We start from the raw sequence: 23814 nt of genomic DNA on the forward strand, positions 1-23814 counted from the left end.
CCGACATGCAACGATTGGAACTGCTCAAAGGCTGGCTCGCCGGCCTCTATCCCGACACCGAGCTGACGGTGGAGTTCGCCGCCGCCGACGCCGACTTCCGCCGCTACTTCCGCGTCACCCTGCCGGATGGCACGAGCCGCATCGTGATGGATGCGCCGCCGGACAAGATGAACACCGACGCCTACGTCCAGGTGCGCGAGCTGTTCGCCATGGTGAACGTGCCGCAAATCCTGGTGCGCGACCGCGAGCAGGGTTTCATGCTGCTGGAGGACCTGGGGCGCGTGACCTATCTCTCGGCGCTCTTGCACGACGAGCGTCCGGTGGTGCACCAGCATCTGCTGCTGGAGGCCATCGATACCCTGATCGAGCTGCAGCAGGCGAGCCGCCCAGGTGTGTTGCCGGAATACGACGAGGCGCTGCTGATGCGCGAGCTCAACCTTTTCCCGGAGTGGTTCTGTGCCAAGGAGCTGGGGCAGCCGCTCAACTATGCCCAGCGTCAGCTGTGGGATGCCGGCGTCAAGGCGCTGCTGCCGGCACTGCTGGCGCAGCCCAAGGTGTTCGTGCACCGCGATTTCATCGTGCGCAACCTGATGCTGACCCCGGGCAAGCCCGGCGTGCTCGATTTCCAGGACGCGGTGTACGGTCCGATCAGCTACGACCTGGTGTCGCTGCTGCGCGACGCCTTCATCGAGTGGGATGAAGCGTTCGTGCTCGACTTGGCGGTGCGTTACTGGGAGAAGGCGCGTGCCGCCGGCCTGCCGGTGCCGGCCGAGATCGACGCTTTCTGGCGCGACGTGGAGTGGATGGGGGTGCAACGCCATCTCAAGGTGGCCGGCATCTTCGCCCGTCTCTACCACCGCGACGGCAAGGACAAGTACCGCGGCGAGATTCCGCGCTTCCTCAAGTACCTGAAGAAGACCACGCGTCGCTACCAGGAACTCGCACCGCTGTACCAGCTGCTGGTGCAGCTGGTAGGCAAGGACGAGGACGACGACAGCGTCGGCTCGCTGTTCAGCGCCACCCGCCTCGTGGCGGACGACGAATGAAGGCGATGATCCTGGCCGCCGGGCGCGGTGAACGCATGCGCCCGCTCACCGACCACACCCCGAAGCCCTTGCTGCCGGTGGGCGGCGAGCCGCTGATCGGCTGGCACATCAAGCACCTGCGCGATGCCGGCATCACCGAGCTCGTCATCAACCATGCCTGGCTCGGCGAGCGCATCGAGGCGGCGTTGGGCGACGGCGCGGCCTACGGCGTGCGCATCGCCTACTCGCGTGAAGGCACCGCGCTGGAGACCGCCGGCGGCATCGCTACAGCCTTGCCCTTGCTGGGCGAAGAACCCTTCATCGTGGTCAACGGCGACGTGTTGACCGATATCGATTTCGCCGCCCTGGCCGAGGTGGCGGCACGGCTCGATGGCCGCGAGGCGCTGGCTCACCTGTTCCTGGTGCCCAACCCGCCGCACCATCCGGGCGGCGACTTCGGCTTGCTGGCCGATGGCCGGCTGTCGTCCAGCCCGGCCGATGGCGAGGCGCTGACCTTCTCCGGCATCGCTGCTTACCATCCGGCGCTGTTCGCCGCCACGCCGCCGCACCAGCCGGCCAAGCTGGCGCCGCTGCTGCGCGCGGCGATGGCGCAGGGCCGGGTCAGCGGCGCGCGCCACGACGGGCTGTGGCTCGACGTCGGCACCGTCGAAAGGTTGGCCGAAGCCGACGCCATCGCGCGCGGCTGGGCCGGGCGGTGAGCCGACGCATCCTCGGCATCGACCCCGGCAGCCGCATCACCGGTTTCGGCGTCATCGACGTCATCGGCCAGCAGCGCCACTACGTCGCCTCGGGGTGCATCCGCACCCCGCAGGGCGCGCCGCTGGCCGAGCGCATCAAGGTCATCGTCGACGGCCTGTTCGGCGTGGTCGACACCTATCGGCCCGGCGAGGCCGCGGTGGAGCAGGTGTTCGTCAACGTCAACCCGGCCGCCACGCTGATGCTGGGCCAGGCGCGTGGCGCGGTACTGGCGGCGCTGGTATTGAAGCAGCTGACGGTGGCGGAGTACACCGCGCTGCAGGTCAAGCAGTCGGTGGTCGGCCACGGCAAGGCGCCCAAGGAGCAGGTGCAGGCGATGATCGTGCGCCTGCTGAACCTGTCCGGCACGCCGCAGGCCGACGCCGCTGACGCGCTGGCGGTGGCGCTGGCGCACGCCAACCACAGCCACGCCGCCGTCGCCGCCTTCACCCGTCAAGGTCTCAGGGTCAAAGGCGGCCGGCTGGCCTGAGTTCTTGTGAATAAATCTGCTGCGCGTCCCTGATCGGGACTCATGTGCCCTGCGTGCGAATCTATTGCCGGGCACATCGAAAGATGTGCAGACAGCGATTCGCTCAGCGATGCGGAATCCTCATGGACTCCAGTCCATTCCGGTTCCTGTGCTGCTCTTCGCCCCGCTGAGGGCCGCTCGCGACGATTTCTTTCGCAAGCTCTGAGAACAGGCCCCGCCGCGGCCGGCTCAACAAGCCGTGCCGACTGTGGCAGCATGACGGCTTGACGCCGGTCTTCGGCCAACCTTCTCTCATTCTGGACACCTCATGATCGGACGCCTCACAGGTCAACTCATCGAAAAACTCCCGCCGCAGATCGTGGTGGACGTAGGCGGCGTCGGCTACGAAGTCGACGTGCCGATGAGCACCTTCTACCTGTTGCCCGCGCTGGGCGAGAAAACCACGCTCTATACCCACCTGGTGGTGCGTGAGGACGCCCACCTGCTGTTCGGCTTCGCCAGCAAGGGCGAGCGCGAAACCTTCCGCCAGCTGATCAAGGTCGGCGGCATCGGCGCCAAGATCGCGCTGGCCATCCTGTCCGGGTTGAGCGCCGACGAACTGGCGCTGGCGGTGGCCAGCGAAGACCTCAAACGCCTCTCCAGCGTCCCCGGCATCGGCAAGAAAACCGCCGAGCGCCTGGTGCTGGAACTGCGCGGCAAGCTCGCCACCGGCGGCGCCGTGACCACACCGGGCGGCCTGCCGTTCGCCGCCACACCGGACGACAAGAGTGACATCGTCAACGCCTTGCTGGCGCTGGGCTACAACGACAAGGAAGCCGCCGCCGCCACCAAGGGCCTGCCGCCCGAGGTGACGGTGAGCGACGGCGTGCGCCTGGCGCTCAAGAGCCTGATGAAAGGGTGAGTCATGGACCTGGTGCTGCTGGTGACCGGCGGCGGGCGGGGCATCGGTGCGGCCACGGCCCGGCTGGCGGCCCGCCGCGGCTACGCGGTCGCGGTGAATTACCACCGCCACGCCGACGCGGCGCAAGCCGTGGTGGATAGCATCGTGGCCGAGGGCGGCAAGGCGGTGGCGATTGCCGCCAACGTGGCCGACGAGGTGGACGTGCTGCGCCTGTTTTCCGAAACCGAGGCGAGCCTGGGGCCGTTGACGGCGCTGGTCAACAACGCCGGCGTGCTGGAGCGGCAGATGCGGCTGGACGAAATGAGCGTGGCGCGCTGGCAGCGCATCTTGGCCACCAACGTGCTGGGACCGCTGTTGTGCTGCCGCGAGGCGGTGAAGCGGCTGTCCACGCGCCATGGCGGGCAAGGCGGCGCCATCGTCAACGTCTCGTCCGCCGCGGCGCGGCTGGGCTCGCCCAACGAATACATCGACTATGCTGCCAGCAAGGGCGCCGTGGATACGCTCACCGTGGGGCTGGCCAAGGAGGTCGCGGGCGAGGGCATCCGCGTCAACGGCGTGCGTCCCGGCTTCATCTATACCGAGATGCATGCCGACGGCGGCGAGCCGGGCCGGGTCGAGCGCGTCAAAAGCGCGGTGCCGATGCAGCGCGGCGGCCAGCCGGAAGAGGTGGCCGCCGCCATACTGTGGCTGCTGTCCGAGGAAGCCTCGTTCACCACCGGCCACCTGCTGGACGTGGCCGGCGGACGCTGAAAGCCTGCCCCCGATCTGCTGGTCTTCATTCGATTTGCGGCGCTGGGGCGCTACGGCATCGACCCCGATTCGGGGAGGCGCATTGACTGCATGTCAACTCCGCTTCCTCCGCCATTTTTGCCTTGTCTCGCGCTAGCTCGCGAGATCGTGAACGGGCTTTAACAACAAGGAGCCGATATGGCCAACGTCGCGGTACTGATCGACGCCGACAACGTCTCACCGGGCTGGATCGAAGACGTGCTGGAAGAGGCCGGCAAGCTCGGCGTGCTCGCGCTCAAGCGCGTCTACGGCGACTTCAGCCGTCACGACAAGGCCTGGCGCGAGCTGTGCGCGCGCTTCGCCATCCATCCCATCCAGCAGTTTCCCAACACCAAGGGCAAGAACGCGTCGGACATCACGCTGGTGATCGACGCCATGGACATGCTGCACTCGGGGCGTTACCAGAGCTTTTGCCTGGTCTCCAGCGACAGCGACTTCTCGCGCCTGGCCACCCGTCTGCGCGAGGACGGGCTGGAGGTGTGGGGCTTCGGCGAGGAGAAAACGCCATCGGCCTTCGTCAACGCCTGCAGCAAGTTCGTCTACGTCGAAGTGCTGGGCCGGGTCGACGAGGTCAAGACGGACGAGGTGGCGCTCAAGGGGGACGAGGCCGGCCGCGGCACCGCCAAGTCGCCGCAGCCGGCCCGTGTGCTGCGCCCGCTCGACAAGAAGCTGCGCGCCCAGTTCCAGAAGGGCATCGAGAGCATGGACGATGACGAAGGCTGGGCCGACCTGGGCGGCGTGGGCAGCCTGCTCGGGCAGTGGATGCCGGACTTCGACCCGCGTAATTACGGCTTCGCCAAACTGTCGGACCTGGTGGTGAAGTCAGGCTGGTTCGAGGTACACAAGGCCAGCAGCGGCCGGGGCGGGGTGTCGATCCGGCTGAAACCGGGCAATGGTGCGAAGAAGGCCGGCAAGTAATACCAGGCCGGCTCCGGCCTGAAAAAACCGCAGCGCTGCCCGTGCTGCGGTTTTTGTTTGCGGCCACCGTTGGCCGTGGCCTCAGTGGTGTTCGCGTTCCAGCCATTCCACCAGTTCCGCCACCGTCAGTTGCGGCAGCTGGTGTTGCGCGGCGTAGGCGTCCAGTGCGGCGCCGCGCATCATGCTGCCGTCCGGGTTCATCAGCTCGCACAGCACGCCGGTCGGGCTGAAGCCGGCCAGCCGCGCCAGCTCCACCGCGGACTCGGTATGGCCACGCCGTTCACGCACGCCGCCGGCGCGGGCGACCAGCGGGTAGACGTGGCCGGGGCGGGCCAGGTGCTCGGGGCGTGCGGCGGGGGCGATGGCGGCGCGGATGGTGGTGACGCGGTCGGTGGCGGAGACGCCGGTACTCACGCCTTCTGCCGCCTCAATGCTGACGGTGAAGGCCGTGCCGTAGCGGCTGCCGTTGTTGGCTACCATCGGCGGCAGCTGCAGGCGGGCGGCGTGTTCCGGCGTCAGGCACAGGCAGACGATGCCGCTGCAATCGCGGATCAGGCGCGCCATCTCCGGTACCGTCAGCGCGTCGGCAGCGAGGATCAGGTCGGCTTCGTTTTCGCGGTCGTGATCGTCGGCCACGATCACGGGCTTACCCTGGCGCAGGGCGTTGAGCGCGGCGTGGACGCGCAGGGAAAGGATGTCGGTATGGGTGTTCATGGAAACGGTCCTCAAGATGCTGGGTTGAGAAACACGCCTCCGGGCTGAAGGTTGTCGCAGGCAAATGCCCACGGCACCGCGCGTGCGCACGGCACGGCGGTGTTCATCTTCTTTCATCCGGACTGTTACCGTCGGCTCTGGCATCGCACCAGATCTGCTGACCTTTTGCCGGGGGAGGCAAAAGCGCTCGCGGGCTCGGCCCTGGGGCCATACCGCCGGTGGGGAATTGCGCCCCGCCCTGAAGACGTTGCCTGTGACCAACGCTGGCCGCAAGCGGGGCACAGTATAGCAGTGGTAACATCGCAGGATTGATGTTCAAGACCATGCCATGATCGAAACCGACAACCTGATCGGCGGCGCGCCCGAGCGCCGACTCGTCACCCAGCAGTCGCTGTCCGCGCAGGAAGAAGCGCTGGAGCGCGCGCTGCGCCCCAAGGCGCTCGACGACTACGTCGGCCAGAAGAAGGCGCGCGAGCAGCTGGAAATCTTCATCGAGGCGGCGAAGAAGCGCGGCGAGGCGCTCGACCACGTGCTGCTGTTCGGCCCGCCGGGCCTCGGCAAGACCACCCTGGCGCACATCGTGGCGCGCGAGATGGGCGTCAACCTGCGCCAGACCTCGGGCCCGGTGCTGGAGCGCGCCGGCGACCTGGCGGCGCTGCTGACCAACCTCGAACCGCACGACGTGCTGTTCATCGACGAGATCCACCGCCTCTCGCCGGTGGTGGAGGAAATCCTCTACCCGGCGCTGGAGGACTACCAGATCGACATCATGATCGGCGAAGGGCCGGCGGCGCGCTCGGTCAAGATCGACCTGCCGCCGTTCACCCTGGTTGGCGCCACTACGCGCGCCGGCATGCTCACCAACCCGCTGCGCGACCGCTTCGGCATCGTCGCGCGCCTCGAGTTCTACACCCCGGAAGAGCTGACGCGCATCGTCAGCCGCTCGGCCGGCCTGCTCAACGTCACCCTGGCCGACAACGGCGCCTTCGAGGTGGCGCGTCGCAGCCGCGGCACGCCGCGCATCGCCAACCGTCTGCTGCGCCGCGTGCGCGACTACGCCGAGGTCAAGGCCGACGGCGTGGTCACCGCCACCGTGGCCGACGCCGCATTGGCCATGCTCGACGTCGACCCGGCCGGGCTCGACGTGATGGACCGCAAATTGCTTGCCGCCATCCTGGAGAAATTCGCCGGCGGCCCGGTGGGACTCGACAACGTGGCGGCGGCGATCGGCGAGAGCTCCGACACCATCGAGGACGTGATCGAACCCTATTTGATCCAGCAGGGCTATTTGCAGCGCACCCCGCGCGGCCGCATGGCGACGGCGCAGGCCTACCAGCACTTCGGCCTGCCGTTGAAGGATTGAGCCCCGGCGAGAGCAAGCGACATGAGCGAGAAACTGATCATCAAGACCGGCAGCACCCTGCCCACGTTGGCCGAAGAGCAGGGCGATTTCGAAGACTGGATCCGCCGCGAGCTGCCCGACGCGGCCGACTGGCGCGTGGTGAACGTGGTCGCCGGCGAGGCGCTGCCGCCGCCGCAACACTGCGCCGGCGCGGTGATCACCGGCTCGCCGGCCATGGTCAGCGAGCGCGCGGCCTGGAGCGAGGCCTCCGCCGCCTGGCTGCGCGCCGCGCATGCCGTGCGCGTGCCGCTGTTGGGCATCTGCTACGGCCACCAGCTGCTGGCCGACGCCCTGGGCGGCGAGGTCGGCTACCATCCGCACGGACCGGAAGCCGGCGCGGTCGAGGTGGAGCGTCTGGCGACGGCGGACGATGACCCGCTGCTGGGGGCGCTGCCGGCGCGCTTTTCGGCCAACGTGATCCACTGGCAGACCGTGCTGCGCCTGCCGCCGGGCGCGGTGGCGCTGGCCGGCAACGCCTTCGAACCGCACCAGGCGTTCCGCCTCGGCACGGCCTGGGGGGTGCAGTTCCACCCCGAGTTCGACCAGCGCGCAATGCGCCGCTACCTCGAGCTGCTGCATGACCGGCTATGCGCTGCCGGACGCGATCCGCAGGCCCTGCTGGCGCAGGTGCGGCCGACGCCGGAGGCCGCCGGTCTGCTGGCGCGTTTCGCGGCCAGTCTGGTTGCGGCGGCGGCCTGAGAGGGCGCCGGGTGGCGAGGGCACGGACCCCGCCACCGCTTGGTCACGGCGTTGCGCCGTGACATCGAATCCACCGTACTGAGCACGTACAATGCGTGCCAGTCATGACGACTGACAACAAGGGGAATTTCATGTTCTTTGTATTGCTGGCGACAACGTTCCTGGTGGCGCTGGCCACCTCGCTGATCACCGCCAAGTTTTTCGATGGCGCGGTCAACCGCATTCTCAGCCGCATCGTCGGTGATGAAATGGCCGACGCCTGGCGCAAGTACCTGCTGTTTGCCATCGTGGTGGTCGGGGTCTCCGGCGGGGTGCGGCTGTGGGAGCTGGAAAAGTACGTCACCGCCAATCGCGAATCGGCGGCGCTGGAACTCAACGGCATGCGTTGGACGCTGGAAATCTACCGCACGCTGATCGAAACGCTGCAGTCGGTGGCGTGGATGATGCTGCTGTTCTTCCTGTGTTCGATGATCGCCTACGTCATCGTGCGCGCCATCGAGCTCAAGCACGGCGCCCAGGAGTAGTTAGCCGGTCGTGAATACGACAAGGCCCCTGTCCGCGAGGCGCAGCAGGGGCCTTATGCCTTCTCGGGTTCCTGGATCGTTACAGTGCCACCATGTTGTCGCGGTGGATCAGCTCCGGCTCCACCAGGTAACCCAGGATGCCCTCGATGGCGCGCGTCGGTTTCTGCATGATCAGCCGCGCCTCGTCCGAGCTGTAGTTCACCAAGCCGCGCGCCACTTCCACGCCGCTCTCGTCGACGCAGGCGACCGCCTCGCCGCGCAGGAAATCACCCTCCACCTTCAGCACGCCGATCGGCAGCAGGCTGCTGCGCTTCTGCCGCACCGCCAGCGCCGCACCGCTGTCGAGCACCAGCCGCCCGGTCAGGATCAGGTGGTCGGCCAGCCACTGTTTGCGCGCCGTCATGCGGCTGGTTGGCGCCAGCAATTGGGTGCCGATGGCCTCGCCGTCGGCCAGCCGCGACAGCACGTTGAGCTCGCGGCCGCAGGCGATCACCGTGGCCGCGCCGCTGCGCGCCGCACGCTTGGCGGCGAGAATCTTGGTGAGCATGCCGCCGGTGCCGACGCTGCTGCCGGCGCCACCGGCCATCGCCTCCAGCTCCGGCGTGCCGGCCACCGCCTCGTGCACGAGCTCGGCGTCCGGATTCTTGCGCGGGTCGGCGGTGTAGAGGCCCTGTTGGTCGGTCAGGATCACCAGCGCATCGGCCTCGATCAGGTTGGTGACCAGCGCGCCCAGCGTGTCGTTGTCGCCGAAGCGGATCTCGTCGGTCACTACGGTGTCGTTCTCGTTGATGATCGGCACGACGTTGAGATTGAGCAGTGAGGTCAGCGTGGAGCGGGCGTTGAGGTAGCGGGTGCGGTCGGAGAGGTCCTCGTGGGTCAACAGCACCTGGGCGGTTTGCAGGCCGAATTCACGGAAGGCGCTCTCGTAGGCCTGGCACAAGCCCATCTGGCCCACCGCGGCGGCGGCCTGCAGCTCGTGCACGGCCTTGGGGCGGCTGCTCCAGCCCAGGCGCTGGCAGCCTTCGGCGATGGCGCCGCTGGAGACCAGCACCACCTGCTTGCCGCGCCGCTTGAGGTCGGCGATTTCGGCTGCCCAGCGCGCCAGCGCCGCCAGGTCCAGTCCTTTACCGTCGTTGGTGACCAGGCTCGACCCGACCTTGACCACCAGGCGACTGCCCGCATGAATGACCGATTGCATGAAACCCCACTCGCCACGAAGAAATCAGGTCCGCCAGTATGCCGCAACTTGCGCGCTATCCGAAAGGGCGCCGCTCGCCGGGCCAGCTCACAGATCCTCGCTGCGGCGGTACTCCATGGCCTGGTAGAACGGGGTCTGCAGTTCGACGCGGGTGACGCGGATGCGGGTTTCGCCGTGGTTGTCGCGCAGCACGAATTCGCGCAGTCGCGAGAACGGGCGGCCCGGCATCACCAGCAAGGCCGGGCGTCCGAGGCGCGGTTGTGCCGGCAGGTGCAGCACCGGCTGGAACACGTCGTCCTGGTGGGTGATGGTGGGCAGCACCTCGACCGCTTCCGGCGCCGGCCCGAGCAACTCCACTCCGCATTCCACGTCGTTGCCGCCGAGCGGCGCCGCCGCCCAGCGCACCGCGCACAACAGGCGATTGTCCGGCTGCAACTGCGGCGCGAGCAGCAGCAGCTCGCCGGTCCGCAGCGGTTGCTCCTGCGGGTTGCCGCGCAGCAGAAAACCGAGCTGGCTCTGGTTGACGGCCTGGAACAGTGCCGGTGGAGCCGGCCGGCCCAGCACCGGTATCGGGCTATCCTCCACGGGCTCCACCGGGGCCGGTCGCAGCGTCAGCCAGATCGGCAACAACTGGGCGGTGAGGCTCAGCCATTGCTGGACCGGCTGGCGCGGCTGGCGTCGCCGCCTCGGCTGCGTCCACTCTTCGGCCAGCTTGCGCGCCACCTCCACGGTGAGGTCGGCGGGGATGGCCGCTTCGCTCGCCAACTGGCGCGCCAAGCCATCCGGCTGTTGCAGGGCGTCGATGATGTCGTTCAGATAGACCCAGAATTCGCCGCTCGCGGCCACTTGGGGTTTGAGCGGCAAGAAGTGGGGCGGGTCGTCACGCGCCGGGTCGACCTGGTAGCCGAAGCCCTGTGTCTTGGTGAGCCCGGTCAGCGGGATCAGCTCGATGCGAGGTGCCAGCCGGAAGATCAGCCCCTTGGCCGCCGCGATTTCGTTGTCGCCCAGATGCTTGCCGTCGGTCAGTCCCATCAGCAGGATCTGCCGATACACCACGGCGATGCTTTCCGTTGGGGCATGGCGGCGCTCCTGCCAGCCCGACTCCTCGGCGAGCTGGTAGAGCTGGTGGCAGTCGTGCCAGAAGTGGAGTGGCAGGTCGCTATAGCACTCCATGGCCAGTTTGGCTTGCATGCGCGCGGTCAGCAGGGCGAGGCAGAGCAGCTCCACCTTGGGCTGCTCGCGTTCCAGCAGCGAGCGCTTTTCCAGTCGTTCCACCAGGGTGCGCTTGAAGCCGGCGAACAGCGCATCGAACAGCGCCATGCCAAGGCGCGCCGCCTGGCGTGCCTTGGTCGAGCTGACCACCTCGTCGCTGACGATCTGGGTTTCCAGTGCCGGGAAGAAACGATCGAGCGCCGCCAGGTAAAGCTTCAGCAGCTTGTGCCGGGTGCCGACCGCCACCTGGGTGCGGCTCAGGCTTTGCAGGGCGCCCAGCAGCAAGTGCCCGCATTCGTCGAGGCGAGTGTAGGGGAGGCGATCCAGCCAGTCGGCCACGCTGTCCGGCTGCAGGTCGACCAGCTTGGGGTCCATCAGATTATCCGGTAGGCGTAGTTGCATGGCCCTAGCCCCATGTCAATGGTAGGGTGATCCTACAATGCTATTGGTATCGGTCGGCCTTGGCAATCGTTATGGCAGCGGCGGCGTGGCGCGTTCCGGCCTTTGCCCGGACTGCTGCAGCTCATCCAGCGTGTCGAGCGTGGCCTGGCACAGCAGCGCCATCTCCTCCGCCTCGATCACGTAGGGTGGCATGAAGTACACCGTGTTGCCGATCGGCCGCACCAGGCAGCTGCGCTGCAGCATGGCGGAGAAGAACGCCACGGAAAAGTCACGGCGCGCCGTCTCGACCTCGAATGCCCAGATCATGCCTTGCTGGCGGAACTGGCGTACCTGTGGGTGGGCGCGCAAGGGGGCTAGCAGGGTGTTGAAGCGCGCGGCCTTTTCCCGGTTGCGCGCCAGCACATCTTGCTGCTCGAACAGGTCGAGCACCGCCAGCGCGGCGCGGCAGGCCAGCGCGTTGCCGGTGTAGCTGTGCGAGTGCAGGAAGCCACGAGCCACCTCGTCGTGGTAGAAGGCCTGATAGACGCCATCGGTGGTCAGCACGCACGACAAGGGCAGGAAGCCGCCAGTGATGCCCTTGGACAGGCACAGGAAATCCGGCCGGATGCCGGCCTGCTCGCACGCGAACAGCGTGCCGGTGCGGCCGAAGCCCACGGCGATCTCGTCGGCGATCAGGTGCACCTGGTAGCGGTCGCACAGACGGCGCGCTTCCTCCAGATAAGCCGGGTGGTACATCCCCATGCCGGCGGCACCCTGCACCAGCGGCTCGACGATCAGCGCGGCGATGCTGTCGGCCTGCTTGGCCAGCACGTTCTCCAGCGCCCGCGCGGCGCGGCGCGCCACATCCTCCGCTGTCTCGCCGGGCTGTGCCTGCCGGGCGTCCGGTGTCGGCACGCGGATGCCGGCCTTCAGCAACGGCGCGTAGGTCGACGAGAACAGCGGCACGTCGGTCACCGCCAGCGCGCCGACGGTCTCGCCGTGATAGCTGTTCTCCAGACTGAGAAAGCGCGTCTTGTCCGGCCGGCCGCTGTTCTGCCAGTAGTGGAAGCTCATTTTCAGCGCGATTTCCGTGGCGCTGGCGCCGTCCGAACCGTAGAAGGCGTGGCCGAGGCCGGTGAGCTGACTCAGCCGCTCCGACAGCTCGATCACCGGGCGGTGCGTGAAGCCCGCCAGCATCACGTGCTCCAGGGCGTCGAGCTGGTCCTTGATCGCCGCCTTGATTGCCGGATGGCCATGGCCGAACAGGTTCACCCACCAGGAACTGACCGCATCCAGGTAACGATTGCCATCGAAATCGGTCAGCCATACCCCTTCGGCGCTGGCGATCGGCACCAGCGGCAGCGCTTCGTGGCGCTTCATCTGGGTACAGGGGTGCCACACGGCCTGCCGGCTGCGCGCCAGCCAGTCTTGGTTGCTCATCGGGAGAAGCTCTGTGCAATGTTCGATGCACGCGATGCTAGCACAGCCTCGGGGCAGAAGAGTGCGGGACGAGGTGACGAAAAACGGCACTTTCTGTCGTGTGCCGTCCATTCTTGACGGCAGGCCTGGTGTTGGACTAGCCAAAATTCAAGGGTTTGACCAGACTGGCATGCAGATTGCAAGAATGGCCCTCGAAACGGAGTGACACGGACCAGAAATCGGCCGAAGGCTCCTTCAGCGCAGTCTGGCCGATGTCGGCCTTGATATTCAACAAACTTGGGGGTTCAACCATGAACAAATCCATGCAGCAGGGCTTTACCCTGATCGAACTGATGATCGTGGTCGCGATCATCGGTATTTTGGCCGCTTTGGCAATTCCGGCGTATCAGGATTACGTTGTTCGTTCCAAGGTTTCGGAAGGTCTGGAAATGGCCTCGTCGGCTAAAGTTACCGTGGCTGAGAACTCGGCAAACGGATCTGCCGACCTTGGGCAGGGCTATTCCTTCGGGGGCGCGACCGCCAATACTCAGTCTATTGCTGTAGCGAGCACGACCGGGGTTATTACCGTTACCATGACTTCGGCGGTCAAGAACATCGTGTTCAGCCTGACGCCGCAGGCCAGCGGTGCTGCCATCAGCGCGGGTACGGTGCCGTCTGAAAAACTGACTTGGCTGTGTGCCCCGGCAGACAGCGCCAACAACAAATACATGCCTTCGTCTTGCCGCAGCTAAGACTGTCTTTATTGAAAAGAGGGTGCTAGGCACCCTCTTTTTTTATTTGGGGAACTCCGTGCAAAGACTGCCAACGCTACTGCTTGTTCTGGCCATTGTGTTGCCACTATTCAGCTGGTTGCACTATAGCCCCCTGCCTGACTGGTGGACTGATACCACCTGCATGGTATTGATTGCTCTAGCGTGGTTGGTACGTTTTCTGTTGCCACAGGCAGAGGCTGTGCCAGCAGGATTTCCATTGGCGCTTGTATTGGCCTTGGGCTGGCTGGTGGTGGCGATATTGTTGCCAGCGGGTAGCCATCAGGGAGGTCTTCTACTGGCAATGAAGGCATCTGGCTTCCTGGTCATGGCCTTTGCAGGAGGGTGCTTGGCATATAGCGAAGCACTGCGACACGGCAGGCAGCAATTTCTGCTGCTGCTTGCATGGGGTTTGCTGCTGGCCGCATTGACTCAAGCGACGCTTGGCCTGCTTCAAATGTTTGGTGTTGCCAGTTTGGGTCAAGGTTATGTGTTCTATTATCCCAATCAGCCAGGCTCTATGGTCCCTTTCGGCAATATCGCCCAGCGTAATCTGTTTGCGCATTTCCTGGGGTGGGGGATGCTGGCTGGTTGCTACTTAGTGGCGTGCAAACGTCTGCATGGAACAATTGGGCTACCAGCATTGGCCTTCCTTTCCTTGTTGATGGCATGGTCTGGATCCCGCCTGGTGCTGGCTTATGCTGGTGGTTTTGTTTTGCTTGCTGGACTTTGGTGGCTCCGGGCCCGCCTGGATCAAACCGTTCAGCGCTTTGCCCTAACGTTGATCGCGGCCACGCTGCTGATTATGCTGGCCCAGTTGTTTAATCACGAATTAGTAGGACTTATTCGCTCATCGGGTGCAGATATCCAAGTTGTTAGCGGGGCTGACCGTCTGTTGGATGCTGGCTTTGGGGCTAGGCGCCGTATTGAGTGGAGTAAGGCTTGGCAGGTGCTACAGGCTCATCCGTTATTCGGCGCAGGGTTTGGCAGCTATGCTTGGCAAAGTACGTGGTACGAAGCTTATGGTGGCTATCCCAAGGTTGTGGAAAGTGCGTTGTTCACGCACTCCCACAGTTTGATTTTCCAACTGATGGCGGAAACTGGCTGGATCGGATTGCTGGGGGCCTCTGCTATTCTGCTGTACTGTCTATGTCCCTATCTGCACAAGGAGGAGGCGACTCCCGATAATTTGCTGCTGAGCGGTATCGTGATGATCACTCTCGGTCATTCCCTGTTTGAATACCCGCTTTGGTATATGCCTTTTCTAACTGGCTTTGCCATCGTTTTAAGTCTGGCCCCGGGAAGGACTCTGCAAATTACCATCCGCCCCTTGATCCGAAATGTACTTGTGCTTTCCATTTGCTTGGGTGCCATAGTGTATGGGGTTACAGGGGTGCCGATGTTCTGGCGATTGGTGTACTGGCAAGTACCTTCAGGTATGGAGGACGAAGATAATGCCCGTATGCGCCAGCTGATTCCCTACCGGCAAAATCCGCTTTGGGCCACTGATGTCGATCTGGTTCTAAGCAATTATCTAGTCCCGTCGCGGCAGCAGTTGCCAACTCAATTGATGCTGTTCAGCGAAATGGCTCATTACCGGCCCTACTTTGAGGTGCTAGTTAAACTGGCTATGCTCGAAGCTTTGGACCAACAACCCGGCAAAGCACAGGCAACAATGTCAATGGCTCTGGCGGCTTTTCCCGATCTGGCAGGAAAAGCGAATCTGATGCTTTCCAGTTCAACGGAACCCGAATATGTACCCCTGAAGAACATGGTGGACAGGGCATTGGTCGCCTACCGTCAAGGCGGTGCCGCCGCTGCTGCCAGCGCAGTGTCTAAAGCTGAGTATCGCCAGCCACTGTTCTGAATTGCTTCAGTACTGCGCCAAAGCCGGGCTTCCTTCCCGGCTTTTTCCTTCCCCGCCGCTTTGCGCTATGCTGCGCGCTTGTGTTCACTGACCCGACCCCCATGCTTTCTTCCCGACTGTTTCCCCGGCTCGCCCTGCTGAGTGTCTGCCTGATCGCCATCGTGCCGTTCGCCTCGCGCTTCCACTACGTGCCCTTGCCGCAGTGGTGGGGGGAGATCAACGTGGTCTGGCTGACCGTGCTGGCGGCGGTGCTGTTGCTGCCCGGGCAGCCTGCCTTGTTCGGTCGCGTGCCGCGCGCGGCCTGGTGGGCTTTGCTGGCGGCGCTGTGCTGGGGGTTGCAGCCGTGGCTGGCGCCGGTGCTGTTCCCCGGCATGAACTGGGCCACGGCGCTGGCCTGGGCGTGCATGGCCTTGCTGGCTTGTGTCGTGCTGGCGTTGCGTGAGCACTTCGGCCAACGTGAGCTGACCGTCTGGCTGGCCTGGGCCTTGCTGGCCGGGGCGCTGCTCCAGTCGCTGATCGGCATGGCGCAACTGACCGGGCTGGCCGAAGCCACAGGGGGGCTGCTGTTCTACGACCACGCCCATCCGACCAGCAACATCTTCGGCCACATCGGCCAGCGCAACCAGTTCGCCCATTACCTGATGTGGGGCGTGCTGGCGGGGTGTTATCTGCACGCCGCCGGGAAATTGCCGGCACGCTGGCTGTGGGGGCTGGTGGCATGGCTGGCGCTGTTGCTGGCCTGGGCCGGCTCGCGCACCATCCTGCTCTACCTGCTGGCGCTGTCGGTGTTGGCGCTGGTCTGGCACTGGCGTATCGGCGACACGGCTTCGCGGCGTCTGCGCAACGTGCTGTGGATCAGTTGCATAGTGATCCTGGCGGCGCAGTTCCTGCTGCCGTGGGTGAACCAGCTGGTGTCGCTGCTGAGTCATGAAAGTGTGGGCGGGGCCTCGGGGCTGGAGCGGCTGGCGGCCAACGGCGACAGCATGGGCTCACGCCGCTTCGCCGAGATGCACAAGGCCTGGCTGGTGTTCAGCTCGCATCCGCTGTGGGGCGTGGGCTGGTCGCAGTTCGCCGCCGAGAGCGTGCGGTTGCAGCCGCTGCCGCAGTTTGCCGCGGCCGGCTTCAATAGCGGGTTGTTCACCAATGCCCATAACCTGGTGCTGCAGCTGTTGGCGGAGATGGGCGGGCTGGTGACGCTGCTGGTGTTGGGGGGCTTTGTCTGGGCGGTGTGGCCGTATTTCCGAGAGCGGGCCGAACTGGAACACGTTCTGCCGCTGGGCGGCATGACGGTGACGCTGATCCACAGCCTGCTGGAATACCCGTTGTGGTACCTGTACTTCCTCGCCGTGCTGGTGATCTTCGTGGCGCTGGCGCCGGGACCGGGTGCCCGCCTGCCGCGCCCGGCAAGGTTGCCGCTGTGGCTGGGGGTGGCGGCATTGGGCTGGTTGTCGCTGACGGGGCTGACCCGCTACGACGAACTGCTTGGGCTGTATACGCCGCAGGCCAACGCCAAGGCCAACGAAACACGCATGGCGCGGTTGGCTGAGATCGTCGAGACCGAACCGCTGTTCGCCTTCCACGCACTCAACACGCTGGACAATTACCTGCAGCCGACGCGCGAGCAGCTGCCGCAAAAGCGGCGCTGGCTGACACGGCTGGCGGCGTTCCGTCCCTATCCGGACGTGTTGCTCAAGAAGGCCCAACTGGAGGCGCTGGCGGGGGACGAAGGCGCTGCCGAGGTGACGCTCGGTTCAGCGCTGGCGTCGTTCCCCACCTACGCTCCCTCGTTCCTGAGCGAACTCGATCCGCGTGAGCCCGCCTGGGCCGGGCTGAGGCGGGTCACCGAGGCGGCGCGGCAAAAGCTGCCCCCGCAATACCGCTGAAGCGGCGGCTTCGCAGGGGGGGCTGGGTACGAAGTGCGGAGCGTCGCGTAACTCGTCACTGCATCTCATGGTTTGATGGGGCACGGCGCAAACGTCTTCCCCCATCCTACGGGCTACTACCCCGATTTACGCCGTGACAAGCAAAACGCCCCGCATCGCGGGGCGTTGTCGTGTTCCATGATCAGGAGCTTCAGGCCTCGATGGTGGCCCGCTCGCTCAGCGCGGCTTTCATCTTGGTCAGTGCCTTGGCCTCGATCTGGCGGATACGCTCGGCCGAGACGCCGAACTCGGCGGCCAGTTCGTGCAGCGTGGCGCCACTGTCGTCGGCCAGCCAGCGCGCTTCGATGATGCGGCGGCTGCGGGCGTCGAGCGAGGAGAGGGCCTGCTCCAACCCGGCGGTCTGCAGGTGGTCGAAGGCTTTCTTCTCCAGCTGGCGCGTCGGCTCGTGGTCGGAGTCGGCCAGCCAGTCGATCGGGGCAAAGCCCTCGTCGTCGTTGTCGTCGGCCAGCAGGGCCACGTCCTGGCCGCTCATGCGGGTTTCCATCTCCCGCACTTCTTCCGGCTTGACGCCGAGGTCGTCGGCGATGACGCGCGCTTCGCTGTCGGTCAGCGCGGCAAAGCTTTTCTTCATGCTGCGCAGGTTGAAGAACAGCTTGCGCTGCGGCTTGGTGGTGGCGACACGCACCAGGCGCCAGTTACGCAGGATGAATTCGTGTATTTCGGCCTTGATCCAGTGTACGGCGAAGGAGAACAGGCGTACGCCGCGGTTCGGCTCGAAGCGTTTCACCGCCTTCATCAGGCCGATATTGCCTTCCTGGATCAGGTCGGCTTGCGGCAGGCCGTAGCCGGCGTAGCCGCGGGCAATCGATACCACCACGCGCAGATGCGACAGCACCAGCTTTTTGGCCGCCTCCAGATCGTTCTGGGCATGCAGGCGGTTGGCCAGCTCGTTCTCTTCTTCTGCACTCAACAGCGGCACGCTGTTCACGATCTGGATGTACTGCTCCAGGCTGCCGCTGGACGAGGGGACGGGCAAGGCGAACGTTGCGGTCATGGATTAACTACCTCCTTGATGGGTAGTGCAATGCTAGCACTCGCATTGGTCGAGTGCCAGCAGCAAAAAGTTCCAGTGGCGATGTATTTTTCAATCGACCCGATAGCCGGCTTCTTTCGCGGCGATGGACGCCTAGTGCGGCTCGATCTGACGCAGGTGATGATTGGACGCCAGCCGTGCGCCGAGCATCGCCAGTATGCCGGTGGCGGCGAGCATGGCCAGCAGTTCGAACGGTGTCAGCGTGCGCAGTTCCAGCCGTTCGTTGTAGAGCTGGGCGAATTCGCGTACCGCCGGGTTGGCCGTGGCCACCAGCCAGCTGGTCAGCCCCCAGGCGATCAGCCCGGCCAGGATGCCCTGCCACAAGGCGTGGTAGAGGAAGGGGCGGCGGATGAAGTTGTCGCTGGCGCCGATCAGCTTCGACACCTCGATCTCGTCGCGGTGCGCCAGAATCTGCATGCGGATGGTGTTGTGCGTTACCAGCACCAGGGCGAGGCCGAGCGCGGCGCCGAGAAACAAGGTCAGGTGGCGCACTAGTTCGACCATGCCGTAGAGGCGCTTGGCCCAGCTGGCGTCGAACTGGGCGGACTCGACCATCGGCAGGCCCGACAGCTCCTTCTGCAGCATTTCCAGCTCGCCGGGCTCGAGCGTCACCGGGGTAACCACGAAGGCGTCCGGCAGCGGGTTGCTGTCCAGGTCGGCCGCCAGGCCGTCGAGGCCGTTGCGCTTTTCCAGCCCGGCCAGCGCCTCGGCCTTGCTGACGAAGCTGACCGATTTCACCTTGGGGTTGCCGGCGAGCGAGCTTTTCACCGCGGCGAGGTCGGCGTCCTCGGCCGACAGTTCCATGAACAGCGAAATCTGCGGTGTGGCGGTGAGCTTGCCGACCCAGGCCTGGGTGCTCTCGATGCCGAGGTACAGTGCCAGCGGCAGCGCCAGCGCCACCGACAGCATCAGCAGGCTGAGCAGGCTGCCGAACGGCTGGCGCAGGATTTTGACCAGCGCCTGGCGGGCGCTCAAGAAGTGCAGGTAGAGAAAGTGCTTCATGCGGCGAACTGTCCTTCTCTCAGGCGGATGATGCGGCGTCCGTAGTCTTCCATCAGCGTCTCGTCGTGGGCCGAGATCACCACGGTGACGCCGACCTGGTGGAACGACTTGAACAATTCCATGATGTCGAGCGCGTAGGCGCGGTCGAGGTTGGCCGAAGGCTCGTCGGCGAGCAGGATGGACGGGCGATGCACCACGGCGCGGGCGATGCACAGCCGTTGCTGTTCGCCACCGGAGAGGTGGATCGGCATCGACTTCTCCTTACCCAGCAGACCGACCTTGTCGAGCGCGGCGCGCACGCGTTTGGCGGCATCGCGCCGGTCGAAACCGATGATGTTGAGCGGCAGCATGACGTTGTCGAACACCGGGCGGTCGAACAGGATCTTGTGATCCTGGAACACCAGACCGATGTGCTGGCGCACGTAGGGCAGCTGGCTCGGACGCAGCTTGCTGAGGTTCTGGCCGTTGACCAGCACGCCGCCGCTGGTGGCGCGTTCGATGCCGGAGATCAGCTTGAGCAGGGTGGATTTGCCGGCACCGGAGTGGCCGGCCAGGAACACCATTTCGCCGCTGTCGATGGCAAACGAGAGATTCTTCAGGGCCTCGTTACCCCCGGGGTAGCGCTTGGTGACCTGGTCGAACTGGATCATGCGAAAGAGTCCCCTTGCGGATAGATTAATTGGCCAAAGCCAGGCTGGATACAGAGCCATTCCAGCCGGCGAGCAAGCCAGGGCAGGGTGAGTGTTGCCGGTGCGCGGGAAGCGGAATGGCCACGGGATACGTCAGGATTCCGCCTCGCCGCGCGCATCGGAAGAGGCGCACGCGGTCCGCCGGCACTCACGATGCCAGGCCGGAGCCGCCCGATGGAGCGGCTCTCAGTCGAACAGTGCGTCAACGTAGTCCTTGGCATTGAACGGACGCAGGTCGTCGATGCTTTCGCCGACGCCGACGAAGCGCAGTGGCACCGGGTTCTGCTTGGCGATGGCGGCGATCACCCCGCCCTTGGCGGTGCCGTCGAGCTTGGTCAGGATCAGCCCGGTCAGGCCGAGTGCCTCGTCGAACACCTTCACCTGGTTGATGGCGTTCTGGCCGATGTTGGCGTCCAGCACCAGCATCACCTCGTGTGGCGCTTCCGGCAGGGCCTTCTGGATCACCCGCTTCACCTTCTTGATCTCTTCCATCAGGTGCAGCTGCGTCGGCAGGCGCCCGGCGGTGTCGGCCAGCACGATGTCGATGCCGCGCGCCTGCGCCGCCTTGATGGCGTCGAAACAGACCGCGGCCGAGTCGCCGCTCTGCTGGGCGATCACGGTGACGTTATTGCGCTCGCCCCAGGCGATCAGCTGCTCGCGCGCGGCGGCGCGGAAGGTGTCGCCGGCGGCCAGCAGCACCGACTTGCCCTGCGACTGGAAGTACTTGGCCAACTTGCCGATGCTGGTGGTCTTGCCAGCGCCGTTGACGCCCGCCATCATGATGACATAGGGTTTGCGACCGGCGATGTCGAGCGGCTGCTCCAGCGGACCGATCAAGTCGTTCAACGAGTCCTTCAGCGCCCCCTTCAGTTCGGCGGCATCCTTCAGGCCCCGGAGCGAGACGCGCTCGCGCACGTCCTTGAGCAGGTGCAGGGTGGCGTCGACGCCCATGTCGGCGGTCAACAGCACCGTCTCTAGTTCGTCGTACAGGTCCTCGTCGATCTTGCCGCCGCCGAACAGGCCGGCCAGCGACTTGCCGAGCTTGTCGCGGGTTTTCGACAGGCCGGCCTTGAGCCGCTCGGTCCAGCTCGGTTTTTTCGGCGGAACGGCCTCGGCCACGACTGGCGCGATGACGGCGGTTTCGGGGGTAGAGGGGGCATCGGCGATGTGGGGCTCGGCGATGGCGGTGGTGTTGGTGGCGGGTGTTTCACTGCTGGCCGGGGTGGCTGGCGGCGCAGACTTCTTCTTGAAGAAACTAAACATGCTGGGCTGTAGTCAACTTATGGCATCGGATGGACCAAATTGTATCCTCAAATCAGGCATAGGGCAGATTCCGTGATTTCTAGAACCCTCTCGACTGTTGCGGGCGTGGTGTTTCTCGGGGTGTGCGGCGTGGTTTCGGCCGAACCCGTCGAGGCCGTGCTCGATAACGGCATGAAAATCGTGGTGCAGCGCGACGAGCGCGCGCCGGTGGCGGTATCGCAGTTGTGGTACCGCGTCGGCAGTGTGGACGAGGTCAACGGTCGCACCGGGCTGTCGCACCTGCTGGAACACATGATGTTCAAAGGCACGCCGACGGTGCCGGCCGGCGAATTCAGCCGCCTCATTGCCCAGGCCGGGGGGAAGGACAACGCCTTCACCTCGCGCGACTACACCGTCTACTTCCAGCAGCTGGCCGCCGACAAGCTGCCGCTGGCGCTCAAGCTGGAGGCGGATCGCATGCACAACCTGTCGTTCAAGGACAGCGATTTCACCAGCGAATTGCAGGTGGTGAAGGAAGAGCGGCGCATGCGCACCGACGACCAGCCGGCCGGCATCATGGCCGAAACCCTGTTCGCCAACGCCTTCGTCGCCAGCCCGGTGCGCTACCCGGTGATCGGCTGGATGGACGACCTCGATCACATGAAGCCGGACGACCTGCGCCAGTGGTACCACCACTGGTACGGCCCGAACAACGCCACGCTGGTGGTGGTGGGCGACGTCGATCCGCAGGCGGTGATCGCCGAGGCGCGCCGCCAGTTCGGCCCGCTCAAGCCGGTGGCGCTGCCCGAGCGCCGGCCGCAGCTCGAGCCGGAACAGAAGGGCGGGCGCCGGGTCAGCGTCAAGGCGGTGTCGCCGCTGCCCTCCCTGACGCTGGCGTGGCAGGTGCCGCGGCTGGAGAAGGTCGATGCGCAGCGGCCGTACGCCTTATATATGTTGTCGGCGATTCTCGACGGCCAGGCCGCGTCGCGCCTGCCGCGCCGCCTGGTGCGCGAGCAGCGCGTCGCCACCGAGGTGTCGGCCGACTACGACATGCTCGGGCGCGGCGGGGCCCTGTTCACGCTCAGCGGGGTGCCGGCCCAGGGCAAGACCCTGGCGCAACTGGAACAGGCCCTGCGCCAGGAAATCGCCCATATCGCCCGCGACGGTGTCAGCGAACGCGAGCTGGAACGCGTGCGACTGCAGCTGCAGGCCGGGCGCATCTACGAAAAGGATTCGATGTTTGCCCAGGCCATGCGGATCGGCAACCTGGAAAGCATCGGCTTCTCCTGGCGCGACGACGCCACCATCGACGCCAATATCGCCAAGGTCAGAGCGCGGCAGGTGCAAGAGGCCGCCCGCACGTTGGTCGACGACCATCTGACTGTCGTGACGCTATTGCCGCAGCAGGGAGAGACGCCGCGTACGGCGGCCATGCTACAAGGGGATCAGACTCATGTCCGTTAAACTGCGCAAAAGCGTGATCGGCTGGCTGGCCGCCTCCATGCTGCTTAGTGGCATGGCGCAGGCGGTGACCATCCAGCACTGGAACAGCGCCCGAGGTGCCCGCGTCTACTTCGTCGAGGCCCATGCCAACCCCATCGTCGACCTGCGCGTCGAGTTCGACGCCGGCAACCGACGCGAAGACCCGGCCAAGCCCGGCGTCAGCGATATGACCGCCAGCCTGCTCGACGCCGGCACCGCCAAGCGCAGCGAAGAACAGTTGCGCGAAGCACTGGCCGATACCGCCTCGTCGCTGTCGGCATTCGCCGAACTCGAGGGGGCCGGCATCACGCTGCGCACCCTGGCGCGTCCGGCGGTGCGCGAACAAGCGGTGGCGCTGGCGGCGGACGTACTGGCCCGGCCCGTTTTCCCCGCGGCCATCCTCGAGCGGGAAAAGGCGCGCACCATCGAAAACCTGCGGCAGGAAGAAAACGACGCCGGTTTCCTGGCGCAGCGCGAGCTGACCCGGCTGATGTACCCGCAGCATCCCTACGGCATCAACGCCCGGGTGTCCGCCGCATCGCTCAAATCGATCACTCGCGCCGACCTGATGGCGTTCTGGCGCAGCCACTACCAGCCGCGCTACGCCGTGGTGTCGATCGTCGGCGACCTGAGCCGGGCGGAAGCGGAAAGGTTGGCCGAAGAACTGCTTGCCGGGCTCGCCAACCGCCCGGGCAGCCTGCCCACCATGCCGCAGGTGGCATTACCGCCCGCCGGCAAGACGGTCAAGCTGACTCATCCCGGAACGCAGACCCACATGGCGCTGGGCATGCCGGTGATCACCCGTGACGATCCGGATTACTTCCCCCTGCTGGTCGGCAATTACGTGCTGGGCGGCGGCGGTTTCGACGCCCGGCTGATGAAGGAAGTGCGCGACAAGCGCGGCCTCACCTATGGCGTCAGCAGCAACTTCAGCCCGTATCAGTGCGCCGGCGAATTCGCTATCGGGCTCTCCACCCGCAACGACCAGGCCGCGACTGCCCTCAAGGTCACGCGTGACACGCTGCAACAGTTCATCGAGGAGGGGCCGAGCGCGGCCGAGCTGGAGCAGGCCAAGGCCAACATCATCGGAGGCTTCCCCTTGCGCTTCGATAGCAACGGCAAGCTGCTGGGCTATCTCGGCGTGATCGGTTTGTACCAGTTGCCGCTGACTTTCCTCGACGATTACGTGAAGCACGTCGCGGCGGTCACGCCAGAACAAGTACGCGATGCCTGGCGACGCCGCATCCACCCCGAGCAAATGACGACGGTCATCGTCGGGCCGAATTCCTGACCGTTGCCCAACGTGGCTGCTCCCGCCTGCGCACGGCCGGGGCAGGGGCGCTGTGGGTGCCGCCGGC

At 65.5% G+C, this 23814-nt stretch carries 22 protein-coding genes and 1 riboswitch; of the genes, 14 read left to right on the forward strand and 8 right to left on the reverse strand.

The genetic code is table 11. The annotated features are described in order from the left end of the window. The first annotated feature begins 5 nt into the window (after positions 1 to 5). From amgK to AC3WG5_RS07885, 6 genes are all read left to right on the forward strand, one after another. Positions 6 to 1046 carry an N-acetylmuramate/N-acetylglucosamine kinase AmgK gene (gene amgK / locus AC3WG5_RS07860; RefSeq protein WP_492568340.1) on the forward strand — a complete coding sequence of 347 codons (1041 nt, stop codon included), beginning with the start codon at positions 6 to 8 and terminating at the stop codon, positions 1044 to 1046. Then, a complete protein-coding gene (murU, locus tag AC3WG5_RS07865; protein ID WP_492568341.1) occupies positions 1043 to 1744 on the forward strand; it encodes an N-acetylmuramate alpha-1-phosphate uridylyltransferase MurU in 702 nt (233 codons plus the stop codon). The genes amgK and murU overlap by 4 nt, the downstream gene beginning before the upstream one ends. After that, on the forward strand, positions 1741 to 2271 hold the full coding sequence (gene ruvC, locus AC3WG5_RS07870) for a crossover junction endodeoxyribonuclease RuvC (RefSeq protein WP_008955857.1): 531 nt from the start codon (positions 1741 to 1743) through the stop codon (positions 2269 to 2271). The genes murU and ruvC overlap by 4 nt, the downstream gene beginning before the upstream one ends. A 307-nt stretch (positions 2272 to 2578) precedes the next feature. After that, positions 2579 to 3172, forward strand: coding sequence for a Holliday junction branch migration protein RuvA (gene ruvA, locus AC3WG5_RS07875; protein ID WP_492568342.1), 594 nt, complete (start codon positions 2579 to 2581; stop codon positions 3170 to 3172). A gap of 3 nt (positions 3173 to 3175) precedes the next feature. Next, positions 3176 to 3922 carry an SDR family oxidoreductase gene (locus AC3WG5_RS07880; protein ID WP_492568343.1) on the forward strand — a complete coding sequence of 249 codons (747 nt, stop codon included), beginning with the start codon at positions 3176 to 3178 and terminating at the stop codon, positions 3920 to 3922. Between the two features lie 177 nt (positions 3923 to 4099). Then, positions 4100 to 4879 carry an NYN domain-containing protein gene (locus AC3WG5_RS07885; RefSeq protein WP_482583381.1) on the forward strand — a complete coding sequence of 260 codons (780 nt, stop codon included), beginning with the start codon at positions 4100 to 4102 and terminating at the stop codon, positions 4877 to 4879. Positions 4880 to 4960: 81 nt separating this feature from the next. Here AC3WG5_RS07885 and ribB read toward each other — a convergent pair whose 3' ends face one another. Next, positions 4961 to 5593: a 3,4-dihydroxy-2-butanone-4-phosphate synthase gene (ribB, locus tag AC3WG5_RS07890; RefSeq protein ID WP_492568344.1), complete on the reverse strand. Its 633-nt coding sequence runs from the start codon at positions 5591 to 5593 to the stop codon at positions 4961 to 4963. Positions 5594 to 5694: 101 nt separating this feature from the next. After that, a riboswitch (FMN riboswitch) is annotated at positions 5695 to 5843 on the reverse strand. 78 nt (positions 5844 to 5921) lie between these two features. Between ribB and ruvB the strand changes: the two genes are divergently transcribed. From ruvB to AC3WG5_RS07905, 3 genes are all read left to right on the forward strand, one after another. Then, a complete protein-coding gene (ruvB, locus tag AC3WG5_RS07895) occupies positions 5922 to 6956 on the forward strand; it encodes a Holliday junction branch migration DNA helicase RuvB (RefSeq protein ID WP_008955862.1) in 1035 nt (344 codons plus the stop codon). A 21-nt stretch (positions 6957 to 6977) separates the two neighbouring features. Continuing rightward, the gene (locus AC3WG5_RS07900; RefSeq protein ID WP_492568345.1) at positions 6978 to 7694 is read left to right on the forward strand and encodes a glutamine amidotransferase; all 717 of its coding nucleotides are present in this window, start codon (positions 6978 to 6980) and stop codon (positions 7692 to 7694) included. A 131-nt stretch (positions 7695 to 7825) separates the two neighbouring features. Beyond that, the gene (locus tag AC3WG5_RS07905; protein WP_008955864.1) at positions 7826 to 8218 is read left to right on the forward strand and encodes a hypothetical protein; all 393 of its coding nucleotides are present in this window, start codon (positions 7826 to 7828) and stop codon (positions 8216 to 8218) included. 79 nt (positions 8219 to 8297) lie between these two features. Here AC3WG5_RS07905 and proB read toward each other — a convergent pair whose 3' ends face one another. The 3 genes from proB to AC3WG5_RS07920 form a co-directional block, all read right to left on the reverse strand. After that, positions 8298 to 9416 (reverse strand): glutamate 5-kinase, encoded by a 1119-nt coding sequence (gene proB / locus AC3WG5_RS07910; RefSeq protein WP_492568346.1) that lies wholly within the window; start codon positions 9414 to 9416, stop codon positions 8298 to 8300. Between the two features lie 87 nt (positions 9417 to 9503). After that, entirely contained in the window at positions 9504 to 11030 is a 1527-nt protein-coding gene (locus AC3WG5_RS07915; RefSeq protein ID WP_492568347.1) for a cyclic-di-GMP receptor FimW-related protein, read from the reverse strand. 69 nt (positions 11031 to 11099) lie between these two features. Next, positions 11100 to 12449 carry an adenosylmethionine--8-amino-7-oxononanoate transaminase gene (locus AC3WG5_RS07920; RefSeq protein ID WP_492568348.1) on the reverse strand — a complete coding sequence of 450 codons (1350 nt, stop codon included), beginning with the start codon at positions 12447 to 12449 and terminating at the stop codon, positions 11100 to 11102. A 290-nt stretch (positions 12450 to 12739) separates the two neighbouring features. Here AC3WG5_RS07920 and AC3WG5_RS07925 point away from each other — a divergent pair, with 290 nt between their 5' ends. The 3 genes from AC3WG5_RS07925 (at position 12740) to AC3WG5_RS07935 (ending at position 16948) form a co-directional block, all read left to right on the forward strand. Further along, entirely contained in the window at positions 12740 to 13180 is a 441-nt protein-coding gene (locus AC3WG5_RS07925; protein ID WP_482583375.1) for a pilin, read from the forward strand. A gap of 163 nt (positions 13181 to 13343) precedes the next feature. Beyond that, a complete protein-coding gene (locus AC3WG5_RS07930; RefSeq protein WP_482583374.1) occupies positions 13344 to 15065 on the forward strand; it encodes a PglL family O-oligosaccharyltransferase in 1722 nt (573 codons plus the stop codon). 101 nt (positions 15066 to 15166) lie between these two features. After that, complete coding sequence (locus AC3WG5_RS07935; protein ID WP_492568349.1) at positions 15167 to 16948, forward strand: PglL family O-oligosaccharyltransferase; 1782 nt, start codon at positions 15167 to 15169, stop codon at positions 16946 to 16948. A gap of 190 nt (positions 16949 to 17138) precedes the next feature. Here AC3WG5_RS07935 and rpoH read toward each other — a convergent pair whose 3' ends face one another. The 4 genes from rpoH to ftsY form a co-directional block, all read right to left on the reverse strand. Then, complete coding sequence (rpoH, locus tag AC3WG5_RS07940; protein WP_482583371.1) at positions 17139 to 18002, reverse strand: RNA polymerase sigma factor RpoH; 864 nt, start codon at positions 18000 to 18002, stop codon at positions 17139 to 17141. Between the two features lie 132 nt (positions 18003 to 18134). Beyond that, the gene (ftsX, locus tag AC3WG5_RS07945) at positions 18135 to 19043 is read right to left on the reverse strand and encodes a permease-like cell division protein FtsX (RefSeq protein ID WP_482583370.1); all 909 of its coding nucleotides are present in this window, start codon (positions 19041 to 19043) and stop codon (positions 18135 to 18137) included. Next, positions 19040 to 19693, reverse strand: coding sequence for a cell division ATP-binding protein FtsE (gene ftsE, locus AC3WG5_RS07950; RefSeq protein WP_492568350.1), 654 nt, complete (start codon positions 19691 to 19693; stop codon positions 19040 to 19042). Before ftsE ends, ftsX begins: the two co-directional genes overlap by 4 nt. Before the next feature lie 225 nt (positions 19694 to 19918). Then, positions 19919 to 20995 carry a signal recognition particle-docking protein FtsY gene (gene ftsY, locus AC3WG5_RS07955; RefSeq protein WP_492568351.1) on the reverse strand — a complete coding sequence of 359 codons (1077 nt, stop codon included), beginning with the start codon at positions 20993 to 20995 and terminating at the stop codon, positions 19919 to 19921. 72 nt (positions 20996 to 21067) lie between these two features. Here ftsY and AC3WG5_RS07960 point away from each other — a divergent pair, with 72 nt between their 5' ends. Further along, positions 21068 to 22438: a M16 family metallopeptidase gene (locus AC3WG5_RS07960; protein WP_492568352.1), complete on the forward strand. Its 1371-nt coding sequence runs from the start codon at positions 21068 to 21070 to the stop codon at positions 22436 to 22438. After that, a complete protein-coding gene (locus AC3WG5_RS07965) occupies positions 22428 to 23747 on the forward strand; it encodes a M16 family metallopeptidase (RefSeq protein WP_492568353.1) in 1320 nt (439 codons plus the stop codon). Before AC3WG5_RS07960 ends, AC3WG5_RS07965 begins: the two co-directional genes overlap by 11 nt. Positions 23748 to 23814 lie beyond the last annotated feature (67 nt).

Source organism: Pseudogulbenkiania sp. FW507-F1, from assembly GCF_058781125.1.

What these genes read in the sequence shown, in the direction of transcription:
- proB (WP_492568346.1), bottom strand. Translation starts at nt 9,416, where the DNA reads ATGCAATCGGTCATTCATGCGGGCAGTCGCCTGGTGGTCAAGGTCGGG.
- AC3WG5_RS07880 (WP_492568343.1), top strand. Translation starts at nt 3,176, where the DNA reads ATGGACCTGGTGCTGCTGGTGACCGGCGGCGGGCGGGGCATCGGTGCG.
- AC3WG5_RS07935 (WP_492568349.1), top strand. Translation starts at nt 15,167, where the DNA reads ATGCTTTCTTCCCGACTGTTTCCCCGGCTCGCCCTGCTGAGTGTCTGC.
- ruvB (WP_008955862.1), top strand. Translation starts at nt 5,922, where the DNA reads ATGATCGAAACCGACAACCTGATCGGCGGCGCGCCCGAGCGCCGACTC.
- ftsY (WP_492568351.1), bottom strand. Translation starts at nt 20,995, where the DNA reads ATGTTTAGTTTCTTCAAGAAGAAGTCTGCGCCGCCAGCCACCCCGGCC.
- ribB (WP_492568344.1), bottom strand. Translation starts at nt 5,593, where the DNA reads ATGAACACCCATACCGACATCCTTTCCCTGCGCGTCCACGCCGCGCTC.
- AC3WG5_RS07905 (WP_008955864.1), top strand. Translation starts at nt 7,826, where the DNA reads ATGTTCTTTGTATTGCTGGCGACAACGTTCCTGGTGGCGCTGGCCACC.
- ftsE (WP_492568350.1), bottom strand. Translation starts at nt 19,693, where the DNA reads ATGATCCAGTTCGACCAGGTCACCAAGCGCTACCCCGGGGGTAACGAG.
- rpoH (WP_482583371.1), bottom strand. Translation starts at nt 18,002, where the DNA reads ATGACCGCAACGTTCGCCTTGCCCGTCCCCTCGTCCAGCGGCAGCCTG.
- AC3WG5_RS07925 (WP_482583375.1), top strand. Translation starts at nt 12,740, where the DNA reads ATGAACAAATCCATGCAGCAGGGCTTTACCCTGATCGAACTGATGATC.
- AC3WG5_RS07965 (WP_492568353.1), top strand. Translation starts at nt 22,428, where the DNA reads ATGTCCGTTAAACTGCGCAAAAGCGTGATCGGCTGGCTGGCCGCCTCC.
- AC3WG5_RS07900 (WP_492568345.1), top strand. Translation starts at nt 6,978, where the DNA reads ATGAGCGAGAAACTGATCATCAAGACCGGCAGCACCCTGCCCACGTTG.
- AC3WG5_RS07930 (WP_482583374.1), top strand. Translation starts at nt 13,344, where the DNA reads ATGGTATTGATTGCTCTAGCGTGGTTGGTACGTTTTCTGTTGCCACAG.
- ruvA (WP_492568342.1), top strand. Translation starts at nt 2,579, where the DNA reads ATGATCGGACGCCTCACAGGTCAACTCATCGAAAAACTCCCGCCGCAG.
- ftsX (WP_482583370.1), bottom strand. Translation starts at nt 19,043, where the DNA reads ATGAAGCACTTTCTCTACCTGCACTTCTTGAGCGCCCGCCAGGCGCTG.
- amgK (WP_492568340.1), top strand. Translation starts at nt 6, where the DNA reads ATGCAACGATTGGAACTGCTCAAAGGCTGGCTCGCCGGCCTCTATCCC.
- AC3WG5_RS07920 (WP_492568348.1), bottom strand. Translation starts at nt 12,449, where the DNA reads ATGAGCAACCAAGACTGGCTGGCGCGCAGCCGGCAGGCCGTGTGGCAC.
- murU (WP_492568341.1), top strand. Translation starts at nt 1,043, where the DNA reads ATGAAGGCGATGATCCTGGCCGCCGGGCGCGGTGAACGCATGCGCCCG.
- AC3WG5_RS07915 (WP_492568347.1), bottom strand. Translation starts at nt 11,030, where the DNA reads ATGCAACTACGCCTACCGGATAATCTGATGGACCCCAAGCTGGTCGAC.
- AC3WG5_RS07885 (WP_482583381.1), top strand. Translation starts at nt 4,100, where the DNA reads ATGGCCAACGTCGCGGTACTGATCGACGCCGACAACGTCTCACCGGGC.